Origin of the sequence: Massilia sp. R2A-15 (assembly GCF_030704305.1) — a bacterium.
Classification (GTDB): Bacteria; Pseudomonadota; Gammaproteobacteria; order Burkholderiales; family Burkholderiaceae_D; genus JAFCUW01.
Genome location: NZ_CP131935.1, coordinates 143,012 through 162,523, shown reverse-complemented (window position 1 = coordinate 162,523; position 19,512 = coordinate 143,012). Strand labels below are relative to the sequence as shown.

The following is a 19,512-nucleotide window of genomic DNA, read 5'->3' as shown; positions in this document are numbered from 1 at the left end:
CCCTTAAAGTGCTTCGTTGCCGGTCTCGCCGGTACGAATGCGGACGACCTGTTCCAGGTTGTACACGAAGATTTTCCCGTCGCCGATCTTGCCGGTGCGGGCCGCTTTTTCGATCGCTTCGATGGCCTGCTCGACGATCGCGTCGTCCACCGCCGCCTCGATCTTGGTCTTCGGCAGGAAATCGACCACATACTCGGCGCCCCGGTACAGCTCGGTGTGGCCTTTCTGGCGTCCGAAGCCCTTGACTTCCGTGACCGTGATGCCCTGCACGTTGATGGCCGACAGCGCCTCGCGCACCTCGTCGAGCTTGAACGGTTTGATGATGGCAGTGATCAGTTTCATGGCAACTCGCTTAGAAGGTTTTGGACACGGACAACACGGCGCCGGTCTTGCCGAGGTTCTTTCCTGAAGGGCTGAAGTAGGCGTCGGTGTTGGCATGGACCGCCGCCAGGGAAACGCTGCAGATGCCGAAGTCCTTGGTCACGCCGATCTTGTAGTCGGTGTAGGACGCGGCATCGTGGCGCTTGACCTTCTGGTGGCCCGCGTGCAGGTTCAGCACCAGGCCGGTACCTATGTCGATGTTGGCGCCGACGTCGAGGTAGCCGCTGTTCTTGCTGTCGGCGAAGCCGAACAGGTTCGTCGTCGAGTGCGAGTACTTGATGTAGCCGGGCCCGTAGCCAACCTGGCCGTAGAGCTCGAAGGTGTTGGCGCTCGGCGACAGCGAGTTCGACGGGTAGAGGTAGTAAAGGCCGCCGACGTCATAGGTGATGCCCTTGGCGATCTCGCCCTTCTTGCCGCCGTAGATGTCCCATTCGATGTTGCCGTCGCCGCCGGAATCCTTGATCCAGTGGATGGTCGAGGCCCAGGTGCCCAGGTAGAAACCGGTCGGATTGTTCACGTAATCGGCGCCGCCCTGCAACGCCGGCTTCAGGCGCGACTGCGAGATGCCCCGATAACGGTAATCGGTCGTCACGGCAGCGTTGAAGCTGACCTCATTGTCGGGCTTGGCGTCTTCCGCGCGGGCGGTCGATGCGAGCGAGGACAGGGCAAGAGTGATCGCTGCGGCAAGTTTCAACTGGCTTTTCAGGTGTTTCATGGCGATTCCCCTATTGGTTTTGAACGAATGGTGCGGATGCGCATTACAATCTTGCGTTGCGAAGCTCTACGGATTCATTAGCAGATTGCATGCCAGCCGAAATTCGCCCGGCGTCGCTTGTTTTTTCGCTCTTGCGTCCCCAAATTTACAGTTAACGAACAATAATTTTTGTGCAGCGCACGATCGCCGTTGGCGCGCGCACCGATTTAATGCCCTGGATGCACCACTTTGGTGCATCTTCGCGCTCGACAACAAGGAACCATCATGGACATGAACAGCTTTTTCAACGACTTGCAGGGCAAGATCCACAACGCGATTGAGAACTCGCCGGCCAAGGACATCGAAAAGAACGTCAAGGCAATGATGACCCAGGGCTTCTCCAAGCTTGACCTGGTCACGCGCGAAGAGTTCGACATTCAGGCGCAGGTGCTGGCCAAGACGCGCGCCAAGCTCGAGGCGCTGGAAGCGAGGATGGCTGAACTGGAAGGCAAGACGGCCGAGCCGACGCCGCCGAAGTAATTTCCGCCGCGCCGCGGACGACCGCCTGGCGTTGTCGCTGGCGCTTGCCGAAGGGATGGGGTCTGGTCCTGCGGACCTGACCCCGTTTTTGTCGCCGGCGCATCTCCACGACACTGCGCGGCCTCAAGAAAAGCTTGCCAAAATTAACACATTGGTGCACCATCGATCTGCTCGTTTAACGACCAGGAGACCGCTGATGATCAAAGTGACCGCGATGTATCCGCACACGCCGGACGCCCGATTCGACCTTTCCTATTACGTCGACAAGCACATGCCGATGGTGAAAGATCGATTCGGCGCAGCCTGCACGTCCTACACCATCGACAAGGGCGTGGCCGGCATGGCGCCAGGCTCCGCCCCCACCTACGGCATCATGTGCCATTTCTTTTTCGACTCGCTCGACGCCTTCCAGTCGGCCTTCGCGCCGCATGCCCAGCAGATCCTGGGCGACATACCCAATTACACCGACCTCACGCCGGTCATACAGATCAGCGAAGTGCTGGTCGGCTGAACTTCAATCGCCTCACTTCGCGGGGAATTCACATGGCGACATCGCTTGAAGGCCAGATCCGGCATTTCGTCGGCAGCAATCACCAGAATATCGTGGCGTTGTCGAGCGCCATCTCCGCCAACAATTGGGGCGCGGTGCGGTCCGTGGTGGACCGCGTGTCGAACCTGGAAGTCACCGCCAGCATCGCCAACCTGATCAACTCGTCCACGGCTGCGTTCGAGGATTTCGTCGCACGTTTGAAAGCGAAGTTTCCGCCCGACGCGATCAAGATTGTGTTTGGCGGCGTGCTGGGCGGCGTGGGCGGCGCCGCTCTTACGGAAGCCGCTGGCCTGGCCATCGCGCTGGGAATCTCTGTCGTGTCGGTCGAGATCATCGCCATCGCAATGCTGCTGTGGGGAATTTCGATGGCCCTGCCCGCGATCTGGCGCATGGCGCACGAGAAGCTGGCGCAGATGGACGGAAATTTCGTAGCCGAATGAGTCGTCGCGGCGCGCTGCCGGATTGAGCGTCAGCGGTTTATCCGCCCGTGCGTTTCGGCTTGTGGCCCTGCTTCGTCAGCCAGTCCATCACCAGCTCGCAGTGATCGCCCTGCACTTCGATCACGCCGTCCTTGACGGTGCCGCCCGAGCCGCACGCGCTGCGCAACTGCTTGCCCAATGCCGCCAAAGCGATTGCGTCGAGGGCGAGTCCCTTGACGACGGTGACGCACTTGCCGCCGCGCCCTTTGGTCTGGCGCGACACGCTCACCTTTCCATCACCCAGGATTACCGCTGACTGTCCCCCTTTGCACGTGCACTCGCCAAGCGCGCGCCGGCAGTCCGGGCACATGCGGCCGCTTTCGGTGGAATAGACCAGGCCAGTCGTTTTGCCGCTCTTCATGAACTATTTTTCTTCCCTTATCTGGAATCGGTTTTGGCCGGATTTTTGGCGATAAATTCCCTCGCCAACTGCTCGGCCGGGGAGAGCTGATCCAATGCGAGTTTCCCTAGAATTCTGATCACGGACTCCCTCGCATCATGCCCGATCTCGTTTTCCGCATCGTCGCGCGGCACATCCGCGAATTGCGTCGCAGCGCAGCGATACCAGGCGTAAGCTTCGACCGGACTCGGCGCCTCGCCCTTGCCGGCCTCGAGCGCCTGAGCCAGATGCCATTGCGATTCCGAATGGCCGACAACGGCAGCCTTCCGCCACAGCGCGACCGCACGAGCAGGATCCGGCTCGCCGCCCAGACCGTTGTAAAGAAGGAAGCCGAGGTTATTCAACGCGGAAGTCTCGCCCTGTTCGACTGCCATCAACCAATGCGCGCGCGCGGCCGCATAGTTTTTCTCACGATAGGCCTGCACCCCGAGGTTGTACTCTGTCTCCACCGCCTGCGCGGAAGCGCATCCGAAAAGCATGACAAGGAATGCCGCAGCGAATCGGCGAGGGGAAATCAAACGCATCGGCCTGCCCTTCCTTCGTTATCAAAAGAGATATGCCTTCAAGTATGACAGAGCCATGATCCCGAGCAAGAATAATCGGCATCGCGCACACTTCTGCCCCCTCTCAATCCCTGTCCCCCCAATGACTCTATGATGCAAGTGGCAAGTAATGAGCTTGCAAGAAAGCAAAATACGCGTCTTCACTAATCTAGCGGAGCTAGTCATGTCGGACAATGGTAGGTCTTTTACCTGGCAAACAGGGGTAGCCATCGGTAGCTTAGCGGTTTCACTCTCTGGGAACTGGATCCAATATCAGAACCTTCAGAGTAAGAAGACTGAGTTAGCTCAGGCACAAACGACTCTAGACGCAACTTTGCAAAAGATGAGGGATCAAAAGGATGCCAAAGACGCTAAGCGACGCGATATGGAACTAAGGATGAGTATGCTAGACCAAAAACTTGTGGCAGCCGAAGATGAAATACGGGTGGCCTCTGCTAACGTGGTATTTGGTCGGGATAAGGTTCTTGCAAGTGCGCAGATCAGGGATGCATATGCTCAAAAGGAAGCACTCATCAATGAGAAGAAGGCTCTCCAAGAAAAGATAGATAATTTGCCAATTGACTGAGCAGTACTATTGGCAAAGAACTCCAACCACACCCACGTCTGGCCTGGACCCCGTAAGGTTGGAGATCCGTCAGCGTGCCGCCCCTGTACGGCGGCAGATCGACTGGTCATTGCCTCATTTGAGTTAAACTATTATCTCAAAGGAGACAATCATGTCAAACTCCAAAGCTATGGAAAAACCCGCTCCGGCACGCACGGCAGTCGCAAAACGCGCCGCTGCGCCAATGGCAACGCCCGATGAAACCGCGCGGGTGGCGGATCGCGCTTCCTTCGTCCCGGCGAAATCCAAGGGAAGCGGGACGGACCTGATTGACACCAATGTCTTCCTTGGCACGAACCTGTATCGGATTGATCCGCACGCCCGCATTGCCGCGATACGCAAGGGTATTCCCGCCTCGCTGGTCGGAGAGCTTTCGTCGACGATGGGTATGAGTAAAGAACTCCTGCTCGTGAGCCTCGGCCTGTCCCGCGCGACCATCAGTCGTAAAGAGAAGGACCAGACGGCATTGTCGAAAGACGAATCCGAGCGTGTCCTGGGCGTCGCAACCTTGATCGGCAAAGTGCAAGCAATGGTGGAAGAGTCCGGCGATCCGATCGGCTTTGACGCGGCACATTGGGTTGCGGACTGGCTAACCAAGCCGCTGCCGGCGCTTGGTGGAGCCACGCCGGCGAGCTACATGGACACTTTCGAGGGCCAAAAACTGGTAGCTGAATTGCTGTCCATGAGCCAGAGCGGAGCCTATGCATGACGACGCCCCTGTGGCGCATTGCCGTCGAGGCGCCAGCCTATACGGCCAATGACCTCAGCGGCGCCGGTGCCAAGATGACGGGTGGACGCTGGAATAGCGTCGGCACGCCGCTTATCTACAGCGCCACAAACATCGCGCTGGCGACGATCGAAACGGTCCTGCATGTACGCAGTGGCGGCTTGCCCTTCAATCGCTTCCTGGTGCGGATCGACGTTCCCGACGATGTCTGGGCCGCGCGGGTCGTACTCGACCCGCTGCCCGGCGGATGGGACGCTGTTCCGCCCGGCATGACGAGCCGAATGACGGGTGACGCCTGGGCCGCGTCGGGCAGTTCGGCATTGCTGCTGGTGCCGTCGGTGAGCGTGCCTGATGAATACAATGTGTTGATCAATCCGCTGCACCCGGACGTGGCGTCCATCACCGCGACAACGATCAAGCGCTGGACTTACGATCCCCGTTTCTTCTCTTGATTTCGCCCCCCCCTGACGTTTCGTACCTTGATCGCGAAACGTGCGAGCAAAGCGAACACATTTGGTCACCCGCAAAACCGCAGGCGTCGAATCCCTCTAGGCTCATCAGGTTCCCATAATCCTCTGACGAATCCGATGAGTCTTGCAGTATTGCGTAGCCGCGCGCTGGCCGGCATGGAAGCGCCGCCTGTCAGCGTCGAAGTACACTTGGCAAACGGGCTCCCCAGCTTCACCATCGTCGGTCTTCCCGACACCGAAGTGCGCGAATCGAAGGACCGCGTGCGCGCCGCGTTGCTCAACGCCGGCTTCGATATCCCCAACCGCCGCATCACCGTCAATCTCGCGCCGGCCGATTTGCCGAAGGAGTCCGGCCGCTTCGATCTGCCGATTGCGCTCGGCATCCTCGCCGCCTCGCGCCAGATTCCCGACCGCGAACTGGATCAATACGAATTCGCCGGCGAGCTGTCCCTGTCCGGCGAGTTGCGGCCCATCCGCGGCGCGCTGGCGATGACGTTCGCGATGCACCGCTGCCGCGAGCATGCGGCCCGCGGCTTCATCCTGCCAATGGCAAACGGCGACGAGGCCGCGCTGGTGGCCGACGCCGTTATCTATCCCGCCGAAACGCTGCTGCAGGTCTGCGCCCACTTGAATGCCGGCGACCCCGCCACCCGCCTCGCACGGCATCGCAACAAGGCCGCCATCGCTGTTCCGGCCTATGCCGACCTGTCCGACGTGAAGGGCCAGCAGCACGCCAAGCGCGCGATGGAAGTCGCCGCCGCCGGCAACCACAGTCTTCTGATGGTTGGCCCGCCGGGCGCGGGCAAGACCATGCTGGCGTCGCGCTTCGTCGGCCTGCTGCCGCCGATGACGGAGGAAGAGGCGTTGGAATCGGCGGCCGTGCAGTCGCTCACGCGCGGCTTTTCCGCGGCCAGCTGGAAGATGCGGCCGTATCGAAGCCCCCACCACACCACCTCGGGCGTCGCGCTGGTCGGTGGCGGCGCCATGCCGCGCCCCGGCGAAATCTCGCTGGCCCATTGCGGCGTGCTGTTCCTCGACGAGCTGCCCGAGTTCGACCGCCGCGTGCTCGAAGTGCTGCGCCAGCCGATGGAGTCCGGCAGCGTGACGATCTCGCGCGCCGCGCATCAGGCCGACTTTCCAGCGCGCTTCCAGCTGCTCGCGGCGATGAATCCCTGCCCCTGCGGCTTCCTCGGCCACGCCTCCGGCAAGTGCCGCTGCACACCGGACAGCGTCGCGCGATACCAGGACCGCATCTCCGGCCCCCTGCTCGACCGCATCGACATGCAGATCGATGTGGCGGCGATGGCGCCGGCGGCCTTGAGCGCGGAGGCCGACGGCGAGTCGAGCGCGGAGATTGCGCGGCGCGTGGAGCACGCGTTTCGGTTGCAGCTGCAGCGCCAGGACAAGTCGAACCAGCGCCTCACCACGCGCGAGATCGACCGTCACTGCAAGCTCGATGCGGCCGGCGACAAGCTGCTGCGCGAGACCATGCTGCAGTGGCACTGGTCGGCGCGCGCCTATCACCGGGTGCTCAAGGTGGCGCGCACCATCGCCGACCTGGCCGGCACCCAGCGCATCGCGCGGGCGCACGTGGCCGAGGCGATCCAGTACCGGCGCAGTCTGCGAGAACGATGAGGTGGCGCCCCCATGCGGCCCCTGCTACTATCTGCGCATGCGCAAATCCTTGATTAAATCGGCAATATTGACATTGCTGGCCACCGCCGCACTCACGGCCTGCAGCCCTACCTACAACTGGCGCGACTACAGCAGCCAGGACGCTCCCTACCGCGTGATGTTCCCCGATAAGCCATCGGTCCACAAGCGCAGCATCGACATCGGCGGCGCGACGGTCGAAATGACGATGACGGCGGTCGATGTGGACGGCGCGATCTTCGCCGTCGGCAGCGCGCAGGCGCCGGATGCGGCGAAGGCGCAGGCGGCGCTGGCGTCCATGAAGACGGCGCTGGTGAACAACATCGGCGCGACGGTAACGCAGGAGAAGACGGCCGCCGCGGCGGCAGTGAGCGGCGGCAGCGGCACGCAAGGCGCCTCGATCGACATGGAGGCGACCGGTGCGCGGAACGGCGTGCCGATGAAGCTGATCGGCCATTTCGAATCGCGCGACAAGCGCTTCTACCAGGTCATCGTGATGGGCAAGGCGAGCAAGATCCCGCGCGAACAGGCCGACCAGTTCCTCTCTTCGTTCAAGCTGCTCTGACCCTCACCCCACCAAGGAATCGCCGATGAACAATGATGCGCCCGCAGCACTCCGTCTGACCGGTCTGTGCAAGAACTTCGGCCGGCCCGCCGTAGACCATCTCGACCTGACCGTCCGCCAGGGCGAACTGTACGCGCTGCTGGGCCCTAACGGCGCCGGCAAGACCACGACCTTGCGCATGGTGGCGGGCCTGCTGGCGCCGGACGCTGGCCGCGTCGACGTGTTCGGCATCGACCTCGCCGTGGACCCGGCCGGCGCCAAGCAGAAGATAGCGTATCTGCCGGACGATCCGATGCTGTACGCGAAACTGAAGCCGACCGAGTACCTCGAATTCGTCGCCGGCCTGTGGGGCATCGGCGCGGCCGACGCCGAGCCGCGCGCGCGCCAGCTGCTCGACTGGCTGGACCTGAGCAAGCACGCGCACGAGCTGACCGAGGGTTTCTCGCGCGGGATGAAGCAAAAGCTCGCGCTGGCCGGCGCCTTGATCCACGAGCCGCAATTGCTGATCCTCGACGAGCCGCTCACCGGCCTCGATGCGGCGGCGGCGCGCCAGGTCAAGGATCTGCTGCTCGATCATGTGCGCAGTGGCGGCACGGTGGTGCTGACCACGCACATCCTGGAAGTGGCCGAACGCCTCGCGCAACGCATCGGCATCATCGAGCACGGCCGCCTGATCGCGCAGGGCACGCTGGACGAACTGCGCGCGCGCACCGACGGCGGCACGCTCGAGGATGTGTTCCTTCAACTGACGGGGCAACCGTGAGCGCGCGTCCCGGCAGTTCGCTCTGGCTGCTGAAGCATGAAGTGCGGATGTTCTTCTACAACCTGAACGACAAGGTGTCGACGGGACCCGCGCGGCGCGGCATGGGCAAGAGCACGATCGCCATTCTTGTTCTGGCCAGCCTGGCGATTCACACGCTCGCCTATAAGCTACTGGCCGACGCGTCCGATGCCGATGCGCAGGTGCTGGCGATGCTGCCTGTCGTCGCCACCGCGATACTGATCGTATTGTTCAGCATGATGATCTCGGGCGCATTGGCTGCGAGCGTAAAGGCATTGTTCGAGCGCGGCGACCTCGATTTGCTGCTCTCTTCGCCGCTGCCGACGCGCAGCATCTTCGTGGTGAGGCTGGCCGGCATCACGATCGGCGTGGCCGCGCTGTATCTATTCCTGCTCGCGCCGTTCGCCAATGCGGGACTGGTGCTCGGCCAATTCCGCTGGCTGGCCATCTACCCCGTTGTGCTTGGCGTGGCGGCGGTGGCGGCATCGGCGTCGATGCTGCTGACGCTGGGCCTGGTGCGCCTGATCGGCGTGCGCCGCACACGCACGGTGGCGCAGGTGCTGGGCGCCATCTCGGGTGCATTCATCTTCCTCGCCTCGCAAGCTCAATCGCTGCTTGGCGTCGGAGGCCGGGGCAAGCTGGCTTCCTGGATCGGTCCGATGTTCGCGCCCGGCGCCGCGCTCGGTCCGGACAGCATCGCGTGGCTGCCGGGACGCGCGATCCTCGGCGCCCCACTTTCGCTGGTGGCCCTCGCACTCGCGGCCATTGCGGCGTTCGGATTCACCGCGGCCTTCACGCATCGCTTCTTCGTGCATGGCGTGCAGCAGGCGGTGAGCGTGGTGCGGGCGGCGACCGCGCCGGCAGGCGGGCCGCGCTTCCGTTTCGACCGCAGCCTGGCGCACGCGGTCGTTGCCAAGGAATGGCGGCTGATTGCGCGTGACCCGCAGCTGATTTCGCAGGTGCTGCTGCAGCTGCTGTACATGGTGCCGCTCGGGTTCATGCTGCTATTGAGGTCCAACCAGCCGCTGGCCGGCGTCGGCGGCGCGCTGACCTTTCTGTGCGCGTCGCTGACGGCATCGCTGACCTGGATCATTGTCTCCGCGGAGGAGGCGCCGGACCTGCTGGACGCGGCGCCCTGTAACTCGGCCACGATCCGGCGCGCCAAGCTCGCCGCCGTCGCGCTGCCGGCGCCGCTGCTGGTGGCCTTGCCGCTGTTATGGATGGCCACGCGCGCGCCCGGGGCGGCGATGTTGATGGCCGCCGCTGTCCTTATTGCTGTGGCCAGTTCGGCGCAGATTGCGCTGTGGTGCGGCCGGCCGGCCAGCCGTGGTGACTTCAAACGGCGCGGCCAGACCAACGCGGTCGGCAATATCATCGAATTGATGAGCGCAGCGTCATGGGCGGGGATCGCCTATTTCATGCTCGCCCTGGTCACCGGACAGGAGATCCCCAGTTCCTTCGGCATCATTGTCAGCTGCCTGTTCGGCACCGCCCTGCTCGCTCTGTTGTCCGGCTGGATGCGGCGCCGACGGGTTCGTTGAGAAGGGGCGCCGCGCGCACGCGTGCGGCATGACTGCGCGCGCAACTCGTGTTATCGTTTCGACATTGCAGCACACCTTAGAAAGTACCTATGTTAATTACGTTTACCTCCAAAGCAGCAGCTGAAGTCACCATGTACAAAGAGCACGCCAAGCGCATCCTCGATTTGCTCGGCAAGGACGTCGATCGCGGCGTCATCACCGCCGCCGAGGCGCCGCGCGCCGTCGATGTGCTGGAGAAGGAAATCGCCGAGACGCGCCTGCACACGGCGTCGGACGACGTCCAGCGCGACGTCAACGCGCATCACGGCGAAGTGGGCGACGACACCGATCACGAAGGCATGGAAGTGGTCAGCTTCGCGACCCGCGCCTATCCTTTGCTGGAAATGCTGCGCGCAGCCAGGAACGGCGGCTACGACGTCCTCTGGGGCGTGTAATGCCACAGCTGGTGGCGCTCCAGAGCCACCAGATCAGTGCCGCCGACGGCACGCTGCTGTACGTGACGGACTACCTGCTGCCTGCCGCGCAGGCACGCGGGAGCGTCGTCGTCATGCATGGACTTGGCGAGCATAGCGGCCGATACCGGCATCTCGCCGGCTTCCTGAACGAGTGCGGCCTGTCGGTGCGCTGCTATGACCATCGCGGACACGGGCGATCGCAAGGCAGGCGCGGCGACGTCATCTATGGCGACCCGATGCTGCAGGACGCCGAGATCATCATCGAGGATTTCTCGACACGCTTTGCCGAGCCGCCCTTCCTGTTCGGCCACAGCATGGGCGGCTTGTTCGCGACACGCTTCGCGCTGGCGGCGATGTCGCCGCTGCGTGGACTGATCCTGTCGTCCCCCGCGCTCGCATTGAGAATGTCGCCATTTCAGCACCGGATGCTGAAGCTGATGTCCGCGCTGGCGCCGTCGCTTGGAGTGCCGAATGGCGTGTCGGCGGGGCTGCTCTCCCACGATCCCAAAGTCGTCGCGGCCTACAAGGCGGATCCGCTGGTGCACCACCGGATCAGTGCGCGGCTGCTGCGTTCGATGCTCTCGTCGATCGACTACTGCCAATCGCACGCAGGCGCGCTGGCGACGCCGACCCTGATGCTGGTGTCGGGCGACGATCGGGTGGTCGACATTGAAGGGAGCCGGCGCTTCCTGCTGCGCGTGCCGCCGGGGATGGCAGTCATGCGCGAATACGACCGTCTTTACCACGAGATTTTCAACGAACCCGATGCGCAACAGGTATTCGACGATCTGAAGGGATGGCTCGAGCCTTTATTGGCCGTCCGCCAGCAGCGCTAGACGGGACCAGACTCCGATACCACACAGATTGCGCGGTCATCGCCCTCCTCGAACGTGCCCGCCGCCCTCCCGGTCGATCCGTCAAGGTCCAGCATCTGTCATCCCTTGACGCAAACCACCTGTTTGAGCGTGTGCACCACTTCCATTAGGTCGCGCTGTGCGTGCATCACGGCGTCGATATCCTTGTACGCCATCGGGATTTCGTCGATGACGCCGGCATCCTTGCGGCACTCCACACCCTCGGTCGCCCTGGCGTGATCCGCCAATGTAAACCGCCGCTTCGCCTCGGTGCGGCTCATGGTGCGCCCGGCGCCGTGGCTGCAGCTGTTGAAGCTCTCCTCGTTTCCCTTGCCGCGGACGATGAAACTCCTGGCGCCCATCGAACCGGGAATAATCCCCAGCTCGCCCTTGCGGGCCGATACCGCCCCCTTGCGCGTGACCAGCACATCCTTGCCAAAATGGCGCTCTTTCTGGACATAGTTATGGTGACAGTTGACGGCTTCCACGTGGGTTTCGAACGGCTTGGTGATCACCGTGCGCACTGCTGCGATCAGGTTCTGCATCATGACTTCGCGGTTCATGCGAGCGAATTTTTGCGCCCAGCCCACCGCCTCGACATAATCGTCGTAGTGGCGCGTCCCTTCGCTCAGGTAAGCCAAGTCCTGGTCGGGCAAATTGACAAAGTGGGTGCGCATGTCCTGCTTGGCCAGTTCGATGAAATGGGTCCCGATGGCGTTGCCCACGCCGCGCGAACCGGAGTGCAGCATGAACCAGACGGCGCCAGTCTCGTCGAGGCACACCTCGACGAAGTGATTGCCGCTGCCAAGTGTGCCCATGTGGCGATAGTTGTTGGTGTTTCGCAGCTTGGGCGTTCTCGCGCAGATGACGTCGAATTCATCCTTCAGCTGGCCCCACGCCGCATCCACCGCCGCCGGCGCGGTATGCCAGGATCCTTCGTCGCGGCCCCGATATCCGCGCGTTTTCGGCGTCATGCCGTGCGGGATGGCGCGCTCGATGGCGCCGCGCAGCTTGCCCAGATTATCCGGCAGGTCGTTCGCCGTCAGCGTGGTTTTCGCTGCCATCATGCCGCAGCCGATATCGACGCCGACCGCGGCCGGGATCACCGCCCCCAGCGTCGGGATCACGCTGCCGATTGTCGAACCTTTGCCCGGGTGGACGTCGGGCATGACGGCCACGTGCCTGTAAATGAAGGGCATCTTCGCGGTGTTTGCTAGCTGCAGCCTGGCAGAGTCCTCCACCGGTACGCCCTTGGTCCACATTTTCACGGGGCGGGCGCCCTCACCGCGCATGACTTCGTAAGTCTCGTTTTTCATCTCGGATCTACCGTGTAGCCCTGCGACCAGTGTACCCGCGCCGGCATGTCGAAGGTGCACCGCACGCCCGCAAACCTGGGCCCGACTCGGCGGGGCCAGGCCATCACAAAATCAGCAGACGAAAAAAAACCCAAGCATTTCTGCTTGGGTTTTTCTCTTGTAACTAGCCTGACGATAACCTACTTTCACACTGGTTGCAGCACTATCATCGGCGTAATCTCGTTTCACGGTCCTGTTCGGGATGGGAAGGGGTGGTACCGAGTTACTATGGTCATCAGGCATAACTTGTACAGGTCTTGCTCCCGACGGGGCAGCAATTCCTAGAATCTGGAAGAAGTAAGTTTTGTATTACATGGGTAATGAGTATGAATCAGAACAAGCCACAACGGTCTTTCTCATCTCTGTACCTGCTAAGGTTATAGGGACAAGCCGTACGGGCAATTAGTATTGGTTAGCTTAATGCATTACTGCACTTCCACACCCAACCTATCAACGTCCTGGTCTCGAACGACCCTTTAAAGAGCTCAAGGCTCTGGGAAATCTCATCTCAAGGCAAGTTTCCCGCTTAGATGCTTTCAGCGGTTATCTCTTCCAGACTTAGCTACCCGGCAATGCCACTGGCGTGACAACCGGTACACCAGAGGTCTGTCCACTCCGGTCCTCTCGTACTAGGAGCAGCCCCCTTCAAATTTCCAACGCCCACGGCAGATAGGGACCAAACTGTCTCACGACGTTTTAAACCCAGCTCACGTACCACTTTAAATGGCGAACAGCCATACCCTTGGGACCGGCTACAGCCCCAGGATGTGATGAGCCGACATCGAGGTGCCAAACTCCCCCGTCGATATGAACTCTTGGGAGGAATCAGCCTGTTATCCCCAGAGTACCTTTTATCCGTTGAGCGATGGCCCTTCCATACAGAACCACCGGATCACTATGTCCTACTTTCGTACCTGCTCGACTTGTCAGTCTCGCAGTTAAGCACGCTTATGCCATTGCACTATCAACACGATGTCCGACCGTATCTAGCGTACCTTCGAACTCCTCCGTTACACTTTAGGAGGAGACCGCCCCAGTCAAACTGCCTACCATGCACTGTCCCCGACCCGGATAACGGGCCAAGGTTAGAACCTCAAACAAACCAGGGTGGTATTTCAAGGATGGCTCCACGAGAACTGGCGTCCCCGCTTCAAAGCCTCCCACCTATCCTACACAGATTGGTTCAAAGTCCAATGCAAAGCTACAGTAAAGGTTCATGGGGTCTTTCCGTCTAGCCGCGGGTAGATTGCATCATCACAAACATTTCAACTTCGCTGAGTCTCGGGAGGAGACAGTGTGGCCATCGTTACGCCATTCGTGCAGGTCGGAACTTACCCGACAAGGAATTTCGCTACCTTAGGACCGTTATAGTTACGGCCGCCGTTTACTGGGACTTCAATCAAGAGCTTGCACCCCATCATTTAATCTTCCAGCACCGGGCAGGCGTCACACCCTATACGTCCACTTTCGTGTTTGCAGAGTGCTGTGTTTTTATTAAACAGTCGCAGCCACCAGTTTATTGCAACCCTTTCATCCTTCCACAGTAAAGTGGTCAAACTACCAGGGCGTACCTTTTCCCGAAGTTACGGTACCAATTTGCCGAGTTCCTTCTCCCGAGTTCTCTCAAGCGCCTTAGAATACTCATCTCGCCCACCTGTGTCGGTTTGCGGTACGGTCTCGTATGACTGAAGCTTAGAGGCTTTTCTTGGAACCACTTCCGATTGCTTCGAGACCGAAGTCTCTCGTCTCGACCCCTTGAATTCCGCGCCCGGATTTGCCTAAGCGCCTTCTATGAGTCAAAAACCGGGACATCCAACACCCGGACAACCTTTCGCGATCCGTCCCCCCATCGCATCATACGACGGTGCAGGAATATTAACCTGCTTCCCATCAGCTACGCATCTCTGCCTCGCCTTAGGGGCCGACTCACCCTGCTCCGATGAACGTTGAACAGGAAACCTTGGGCTTACGGCGTGGGGGCTTTTCACCCCCATTATCGCTACTCATGTCAGCATTCGCACTTCTGATACCTCCAGCATCCTTTACAAGACACCTTCGCAGGCTTACAGAACGCTCTCCTACCATATCCTTGCGGATATCCGCAGCTTCGGTGACTGGCTTAGCCCCGTTACATCTTCCGCGCAGGACGACTCGATCAGTGAGCTATTACGCTTTCTTTAAATGATGGCTGCTTCTAAGCCAACATCCTGACTGTTTTAGCCTTCCCACTTCGTTTTCCACTTAGCCAATCTTTGGGACCTTAGCTGGCGGTCTGGGTTGTTTCCCTCTTGACGCCGGACGTTAGCACCCGACGTCTGTCTCCCAAGCTCGCACTCATCGGTATTCGGAGTTTGCAATGGTTTGGTAAGTCGCAATGACCCCCTAGCCATAACAGTGCTCTACCCCCGATGGTGATACTTGAGGCACTACCTAAATAGTTTTCGGAGAGAACCAGCTATTTCCAAGTTTGTTTAGCCTTTCACCCCTACCCACAGCTCATCCCCTAATTTTTCAACATTAGTGGGTTCGGACCTCCAGGGCGTGTTACCGCACCTTCATCCTGGCCATGAGTAGATCACTTGGTTTCGGGTCTACACCCAGCGACTGTCGCCCTATTCGGACTCGATTTCTCTACGGCTTCCCTATCTGGTTAACCTTGCCACTGAATGTAAGTCGCTGACCCATTATACAAAAGGTACGCAGTCACGGAACAAGTCCGCTCCTACTGTTTGTATGCACACGGTTTCAGGATCTATTTCACTCCCCTCCCGGGGTTCTTTTCGCCTTTCCCTCACGGTACTGGTTCACTATCGGTCGATTACGAGTATTTAGCCTTGGAGGATGGTCCCCCCATATTCAGACAGGATTTCTCGTGTCCCGCCCTACTTGTCGCATACTTAGTTCCACACATCGCATTTCGTATAAGGGGCTATCACCCTCTATGGCCGGAGTTTCCAATCCGTTCTACTATGCGTCGTGCTAAATCATGCAGGCTCATCCCATTTCGCTCGCCACTACTTTGGGAATCTCGGTTGATTTATTTTCCTGCAGCTACTTAGATGTTTCAGTTCGCCGCGTTCGCTTTGCATGCCTATGTATTCAGCATGCAATGACCTAAAAGGCCGGGTTTCCCCATTCGGAAATCTGCGGATCAAAGTGTGTTTGCTCACTCCCCGCAGCTTATCGCAAGCTACTACGTCCTTCATCGCCTGTAATCGCCAAGGCATCCACCATGTGCACTTATTCGCTTGTCCCTATAACGTTAACCTCTCAGCCGACTAAGCCGAAAGACGCTACAGAGATAAGAAAGTACAGCGTTGTTGCTTGTTTTGATACATACAATCATTACCCTGCCAAACCGTTTTCACGGATTGACATAAAACTTTACTTCTTCCAGATTGTTAAAGAACGAAACAGCATTGACCTCTAAAAGATCAAACCTAAGCATCTTTGCTTACGTTTGCACTTTCAAGATTTGTAGAGTGGTGGAGGATGACGGGATCGAACCGACGACCCCCTGCTTGCAAAGCAGGTGCTCTCCCAGCTGAGCTAATCCCCCAAGGATTTACTACTGACCGCGTTGGTAGGGCTGGTTGGACTCGAACCAACGACCCCCGCGTTATCAACACGGTGCTCTAACCAGCTGAGCTACAGCCCCGACTTGGACACTGCTACTGTTTCTTCTAAATTCAACAGTCGATAAGAGTGGACGCTCAATGATCGGCATCTCTGCCTGGTGCAACTCTAGAAAGGAGGTGATCCAGCCGCACCTTCCGATACGGCTACCTTGTTACGACTTCACCCCAGTCACGAATCCTACCGTGGTAAGCGCCCTCCTTGCGGTTAAGCTACCTACTTCTGGTAAAACCCGCTCCCATGGTGTGACGGGCGGTGTGTACAAGACCCGGGAACGTATTCACCGCGACATGCTGATCCGCGATTACTAGCGATTCCAACTTCATGTAGTCGAGTTGCAGACTACAATCCGGACTACGATACACTTTCTGGGATTAGCTCCCCCTCGCGGGTTGGCGGCCCTCTGTATGTACCATTGTATGACGTGTGAAGCCCTACCCATAAGGGCCATGAGGACTTGACGTCATCCCCACCTTCCTCCGGTTTGTCACCGGCAGTCTCATTAGAGTGCTCTTTCGTAGCAACTAATGACAAGGGTTGCGCTCGTTGCGGGACTTAACCCAACATCTCACGACACGAGCTGACGACAGCCATGCAGCACCTGTGTTACGGCTCTCTTTCGAGCACGCCTCGATCTCTCGTGGCTTCCGTACATGTCAAGGGTAGGTAAGGTTTTTCGCGTTGCATCGAATTAATCCACATCATCCACCGCTTGTGCGGGTCCCCGTCAATTCCTTTGAGTTTTAATCTTGCGACCGTACTCCCCAGGCGGTCTACTTCACGCGTTAGCTGCGTTACCAAGTTAATTAAAACCCGACAACTAGTAGACATCGTTTAGGGCGTGGACTACCAGGGTATCTAATCCTGTTTGCTCCCCACGCTTTCGTGCATGAGCGTCAATCTTGACCCAGGGGGCTGCCTTCGCCATCGGTGTTCCTCCACATCTCTACGCATTTCACTGCTACACGTGGAATTCTACCCCCCTCTGCCAGATTCTAGCCTTGCAGTCTCCATCGCAATTCCCAGGTTGAGCCCGGGGATTTCACGACAGACTTACAAAACCGCCTGCGCACGCTTTACGCCCAGTAATTCCGATTAACGCTTGCACCCTACGTATTACCGCGGCTGCTGGCACGTAGTTAGCCGGTGCTTATTCTTCAGGTACCGTCATTAGCAAGGGATATTAGCCCTCACCGTTTCTTCCCTGACAAAAGAGCTTTACAACCCGAAGGCCTTCTTCACTCACGCGGCATTGCTGGATCAGGCTTGCGCCCATTGTCCAAAATTCCCCACTGCTGCCTCCCGTAGGAGTCTGGACCGTGTCTCAGTTCCAGTGTGGCTGGTCGTCCTCTCAGACCAGCTACTGATCGATGCCTTGGTAGGCCTTTACCCCACCAACTAGCTAATCAGATATCGGCCGCTCCAGGAGCATGAGGTCTTGCGATCCCCCACTTTCATCCTTAGATCGTATGCGGTATTAGCGTAACTTTCGCTACGTTATCCCCCACTCCAGGGTACGTTCCGATATATTACTCACCCGTTCGCCACTCGCCGCCAGGTTGCCCCGCGCTGCCGTTCGACTTGCATGTGTAAGGCATGCCGCCAGCGTTCAATCTGAGCCAGGATCAAACTCTTCAGTTCAATCTCTGTTTGTCGGACGTTTCCGTCCGAATTCGTCCCATTGGTCCGAATTCGCTCACTCAAAATACTGACAGGCCACTTCTTGCGAAGCGCCTATATTTCTTTTTTGTGAACATTTGATAATTTAAGTATTCAGTGACCGAAGCCACTGGCACCTTCATCAAACGCCCACACTTATCGACTGTTAATTGTTAAAGAACTTATTCGGTACTGCTTGCAGCTTGTTGACAAAGCGTTTTGTTTGTCAGCCGCGAAGAAGAAAGAGTATGAAGCGTTTCGCCTACAACGTCAACTCCTTTTTTCCTACACCGTCGTTTCCGACGCACCCAAGTTCTTGTTTTTGTTAACCAATTTCTCGGGGAGGCGAACTATAGCAAAGTGTTTGCAGGCTCGGCAAGGGGTTTTCCGCACATTTTCAGGATGTGTTTTTTTGCGACAGGTCGCGCAGGAGGTCACCCGCGACGGCCTCTTCATCAATCGCCCGCCCGGCTGCTCGCATTGCCACGCCCAACACTCCATCCCAGTCCGCCTCAACCCACGCATCGCCCAAGCGGCGCGCCACGGGAATGCGGTTGGCGCCGGCGTCGTAGTCGCAGGCGGAAAAGCGCCATGGCTTCGCGCCGAACTCGCGCATCACCAGATTGCCGATGGCGATGCCCGGCCAGTCGAAGTCGCCGTGGTAGCGCAGGACGGCGCCGGCATCCCTTAGTTGTCCAAGCAAGGCGCGCTGCGCGGCGGCGGGCATGCCGTCGGTGCACACGAGCGGCGCGCATTGCGGGCCCAAGGCGTCGGCGGCGATTGCCACCAGGTTGGGATTTTCACACACCGAGACCAAGCGGCCGGCCAGCTCCCATGCGGGCGCGGAGCGCAACAGCGCGCGCAACGACAGAAACGCCGGTTCTCCCGCCGTCACTCGCGCACCCGGCAGATTCAGGAACAGCGCCGGGCGCGCGAGCTCGTTGACCATGACCCCGGCGGCAGCCCAGGTTTCGCGCACGGTTTCGTCGTTGTCCGCCTCCTCCTCATCGGCGGGACGGCGCCGCAACGCCGACAGAACCAGCCGCGCAACCGGGCGTCCCGGATCGAGGCCGTGCGCATCGCCCAGGACGTCTGCCGCCAGATGCGAGCGTGCCTGGGCCGGCACCGGAAGACGGGCCAGGACACGCGCGGCCGCCAGGCACAGGCGCTCGGCGGACTCGGGGTCGCCGCCCGAAATCCGCTTGAGCATTCCCATCGCGCGGGCATCGCCCAACAATGCCGCCAGGCGCGGCTCGCCGCACAGCGCGGCCACCCGCTCCCAGCGCGCCAGCATCCCGGCTTTTTGCGCGCTGCGTTCGACGATCGGCCCGTCCAGCAAGTGAAGCGCGTCGCGCAGCGAGTCGGCCAGACCGCCATTGCGCAGTGCCGCGTCCAGATCATCGATGTTGAAACGCAGGCTGCCACCCTGCCTGGGACGCCGCCCGAGCAAGCCGCACAGCGCCGCGCGTTCGGCGGGCGTCAACTTTCCCAGGGTGACCACTCCGTTTCCGAAGCCCCGTTCATACCGGCCGCGCAGCCGCAGCCGCAAGCGCTTCAGGCCGGCGTCGCCGAGCAACCGTTGCAGACGTTCCTGGTCGGCCATCG

At 59.8% G+C, this 19,512-nt stretch carries 18 protein-coding genes, 2 tRNA genes and 3 rRNA genes; 12 read left to right on the top strand and 11 right to left on the bottom strand.

The window, feature by feature from the left end:
* Window positions 1-3: 3 nt before the first annotated feature.
* Both Q4S45_RS00705 and Q4S45_RS00700 read right to left on the bottom strand, forming a co-directional pair.
* Window positions 4-342: a P-II family nitrogen regulator gene (locus Q4S45_RS00705; RefSeq protein ID WP_305508193.1), complete on the bottom strand. Its 339-nt coding sequence runs from the start codon at window positions 340-342 to the stop codon at window positions 4-6.
* A gap of 10 nt (window positions 343-352) precedes the next feature.
* The gene (locus Q4S45_RS00700; protein ID WP_305508186.1) at window positions 353-1,096 is read right to left on the bottom strand and encodes a TorF family putative porin; all 744 of its coding nucleotides are present in this window, start codon (window positions 1,094-1,096) and stop codon (window positions 353-355) included.
* A 264-nt stretch (window positions 1,097-1,360) separates the two neighbouring features.
* Between Q4S45_RS00700 and Q4S45_RS00695 the strand changes: the two genes are divergently transcribed.
* From Q4S45_RS00695 to Q4S45_RS00685, 3 genes are all read left to right on the top strand, one after another.
* Complete coding sequence (locus tag Q4S45_RS00695) at window positions 1,361-1,615, top strand: accessory factor UbiK family protein (protein WP_305508185.1); 255 nt, start codon at window positions 1,361-1,363, stop codon at window positions 1,613-1,615.
* A gap of 196 nt (window positions 1,616-1,811) precedes the next feature.
* Complete coding sequence (locus Q4S45_RS00690) at window positions 1,812-2,126, top strand: EthD family reductase (RefSeq protein WP_305508183.1); 315 nt, start codon at window positions 1,812-1,814, stop codon at window positions 2,124-2,126.
* 32 nt (window positions 2,127-2,158) lie between these two features.
* A complete protein-coding gene (locus Q4S45_RS00685) occupies window positions 2,159-2,605 on the top strand; it encodes a hypothetical protein (RefSeq protein WP_305508181.1) in 447 nt (148 codons plus the stop codon).
* Between the two features lie 37 nt (window positions 2,606-2,642).
* Here the strand turns inward: Q4S45_RS00685 and Q4S45_RS00680 are convergent, their stop codons facing one another.
* A complete protein-coding gene (locus Q4S45_RS00680; RefSeq protein ID WP_305508179.1) occupies window positions 2,643-3,005 on the bottom strand; it encodes a translation initiation factor Sui1 in 363 nt (120 codons plus the stop codon).
* A 17-nt stretch (window positions 3,006-3,022) separates the two neighbouring features.
* Window positions 3,023-3,568, bottom strand: coding sequence for a tetratricopeptide repeat protein (locus Q4S45_RS00675; protein ID WP_305508177.1), 546 nt, complete (start codon window positions 3,566-3,568; stop codon window positions 3,023-3,025).
* Between the two features lie 148 nt (window positions 3,569-3,716).
* Here Q4S45_RS00675 and Q4S45_RS00670 point away from each other — a divergent pair, with 148 nt between their 5' ends.
* The 9 genes from Q4S45_RS00670 to Q4S45_RS00630 all read left to right on the top strand — a co-directional run bounded on the left by Q4S45_RS00670 (window position 3,717) and on the right by Q4S45_RS00630 (window position 11,239).
* Complete coding sequence (locus tag Q4S45_RS00670; RefSeq protein ID WP_305508175.1) at window positions 3,717-4,172, top strand: hypothetical protein; 456 nt, start codon at window positions 3,717-3,719, stop codon at window positions 4,170-4,172.
* A 151-nt stretch (window positions 4,173-4,323) separates the two neighbouring features.
* Window positions 4,324-4,920, top strand: coding sequence for an antitoxin Xre-like helix-turn-helix domain-containing protein (locus tag Q4S45_RS00665; RefSeq protein WP_305508172.1), 597 nt, complete (start codon window positions 4,324-4,326; stop codon window positions 4,918-4,920).
* The gene (locus Q4S45_RS00660) at window positions 4,917-5,390 is read left to right on the top strand and encodes an RES family NAD+ phosphorylase (protein ID WP_305508170.1); all 474 of its coding nucleotides are present in this window, start codon (window positions 4,917-4,919) and stop codon (window positions 5,388-5,390) included. Before Q4S45_RS00665 ends, Q4S45_RS00660 begins: the two co-directional genes overlap by 4 nt.
* Before the next feature lie 135 nt (window positions 5,391-5,525).
* Complete coding sequence (locus Q4S45_RS00655) at window positions 5,526-7,043, top strand: YifB family Mg chelatase-like AAA ATPase (RefSeq protein ID WP_305508168.1); 1,518 nt, start codon at window positions 5,526-5,528, stop codon at window positions 7,041-7,043.
* Window positions 7,044-7,092: 49 nt separating this feature from the next.
* Window positions 7,093-7,626: a hypothetical protein gene (locus tag Q4S45_RS00650; RefSeq protein WP_308633165.1), complete on the top strand. Its 534-nt coding sequence runs from the start codon at window positions 7,093-7,095 to the stop codon at window positions 7,624-7,626.
* A 25-nt stretch (window positions 7,627-7,651) separates the two neighbouring features.
* Window positions 7,652-8,389, top strand: a complete 738-nt coding sequence (locus tag Q4S45_RS00645) for an ABC transporter ATP-binding protein (RefSeq protein ID WP_305508166.1) — start codon at window positions 7,652-7,654, stop codon at window positions 8,387-8,389.
* The gene (locus Q4S45_RS00640; RefSeq protein ID WP_305508164.1) at window positions 8,386-9,948 is read left to right on the top strand and encodes a hypothetical protein; all 1,563 of its coding nucleotides are present in this window, start codon (window positions 8,386-8,388) and stop codon (window positions 9,946-9,948) included. The genes Q4S45_RS00645 and Q4S45_RS00640 overlap by 4 nt, the downstream gene beginning before the upstream one ends.
* An 89-nt stretch (window positions 9,949-10,037) precedes the next feature.
* Window positions 10,038-10,382 (top strand): DUF1840 domain-containing protein, encoded by a 345-nt coding sequence (locus Q4S45_RS00635; protein WP_305508162.1) that lies wholly within the window; start codon window positions 10,038-10,040, stop codon window positions 10,380-10,382.
* On the top strand, window positions 10,382-11,239 hold the full coding sequence (locus Q4S45_RS00630) for an alpha/beta hydrolase (RefSeq protein ID WP_305508160.1): 858 nt from the start codon (window positions 10,382-10,384) through the stop codon (window positions 11,237-11,239). Before Q4S45_RS00635 ends, Q4S45_RS00630 begins: the two co-directional genes overlap by 1 nt.
* A gap of 98 nt (window positions 11,240-11,337) precedes the next feature.
* On the opposite strand, the gene Q4S45_RS00625 is transcribed toward Q4S45_RS00630, so the two are convergent.
* The 7 genes from Q4S45_RS00625 to Q4S45_RS00595 all read right to left on the bottom strand — a co-directional run bounded on the left by Q4S45_RS00625 (window position 11,338) and on the right by Q4S45_RS00595 (window position 19,510).
* Complete coding sequence (locus Q4S45_RS00625) at window positions 11,338-12,573, bottom strand: RtcB family protein (protein WP_305508158.1); 1,236 nt, start codon at window positions 12,571-12,573, stop codon at window positions 11,338-11,340.
* 166 nt (window positions 12,574-12,739) lie between these two features.
* Window positions 12,740-12,852, bottom strand: a 5S ribosomal RNA gene (rrf, locus tag Q4S45_RS00620).
* A gap of 141 nt (window positions 12,853-12,993) precedes the next feature.
* Window positions 12,994-15,866, bottom strand: a 23S ribosomal RNA gene (locus tag Q4S45_RS00615).
* Between the two features lie 229 nt (window positions 15,867-16,095).
* Window positions 16,096-16,171: transfer RNA gene (locus tag Q4S45_RS00610), tRNA-Ala, on the bottom strand.
* A gap of 22 nt (window positions 16,172-16,193) precedes the next feature.
* Window positions 16,194-16,270, bottom strand: a tRNA-Ile gene (locus Q4S45_RS00605).
* A 90-nt stretch (window positions 16,271-16,360) separates the two neighbouring features.
* Window positions 16,361-17,889: ribosomal RNA gene (locus tag Q4S45_RS00600) — 16S ribosomal RNA — on the bottom strand.
* The 16S, 23S and 5S rRNA genes sit together here with 2 tRNA genes alongside, the layout of an rRNA operon.
* Window positions 17,890-18,304: 415 nt before the next feature.
* Window positions 18,305-19,510 (bottom strand): TIGR02679 family protein, encoded by a 1,206-nt coding sequence (locus Q4S45_RS00595; protein WP_305508157.1) that lies wholly within the window; start codon window positions 19,508-19,510, stop codon window positions 18,305-18,307.
* Window positions 19,511-19,512 lie beyond the last annotated feature (2 nt).

Coding starts and splice junctions, on each gene's coding strand:
- Q4S45_RS00705 (WP_305508193.1), bottom strand. CDS start 342: ATGAAACTGATCACTGCCATCATCAAACCGTTCAAGCTCGACGAGGTG.
- Q4S45_RS00700 (WP_305508186.1), bottom strand. CDS start 1,096: ATGAAACACCTGAAAAGCCAGTTGAAACTTGCCGCAGCGATCACTCTT.
- Q4S45_RS00695 (WP_305508185.1), top strand. CDS start 1,361: ATGGACATGAACAGCTTTTTCAACGACTTGCAGGGCAAGATCCACAAC.
- Q4S45_RS00690 (WP_305508183.1), top strand. CDS start 1,812: ATGATCAAAGTGACCGCGATGTATCCGCACACGCCGGACGCCCGATTC.
- Q4S45_RS00685 (WP_305508181.1), top strand. CDS start 2,159: ATGGCGACATCGCTTGAAGGCCAGATCCGGCATTTCGTCGGCAGCAAT.
- Q4S45_RS00680 (WP_305508179.1), bottom strand. CDS start 3,005: ATGAAGAGCGGCAAAACGACTGGCCTGGTCTATTCCACCGAAAGCGGC.
- Q4S45_RS00675 (WP_305508177.1), bottom strand. CDS start 3,568: ATGCGTTTGATTTCCCCTCGCCGATTCGCTGCGGCATTCCTTGTCATG.
- Q4S45_RS00670 (WP_305508175.1), top strand. CDS start 3,717: ATGAGCTTGCAAGAAAGCAAAATACGCGTCTTCACTAATCTAGCGGAG.
- Q4S45_RS00665 (WP_305508172.1), top strand. CDS start 4,324: ATGTCAAACTCCAAAGCTATGGAAAAACCCGCTCCGGCACGCACGGCA.
- Q4S45_RS00660 (WP_305508170.1), top strand. CDS start 4,917: ATGACGACGCCCCTGTGGCGCATTGCCGTCGAGGCGCCAGCCTATACG.
- Q4S45_RS00655 (WP_305508168.1), top strand. CDS start 5,526: ATGAGTCTTGCAGTATTGCGTAGCCGCGCGCTGGCCGGCATGGAAGCG.
- Q4S45_RS00645 (WP_305508166.1), top strand. CDS start 7,652: ATGAACAATGATGCGCCCGCAGCACTCCGTCTGACCGGTCTGTGCAAG.
- Q4S45_RS00635 (WP_305508162.1), top strand. CDS start 10,038: ATGTTAATTACGTTTACCTCCAAAGCAGCAGCTGAAGTCACCATGTAC.
- Q4S45_RS00630 (WP_305508160.1), top strand. CDS start 10,382: ATGCCACAGCTGGTGGCGCTCCAGAGCCACCAGATCAGTGCCGCCGAC.
- Q4S45_RS00625 (WP_305508158.1), bottom strand. CDS start 12,573: ATGAAAAACGAGACTTACGAAGTCATGCGCGGTGAGGGCGCCCGCCCC.
- Q4S45_RS00595 (WP_305508157.1), bottom strand. CDS start 19,510: ATGGCCGACCAGGAACGTCTGCAACGGTTGCTCGGCGACGCCGGCCTG.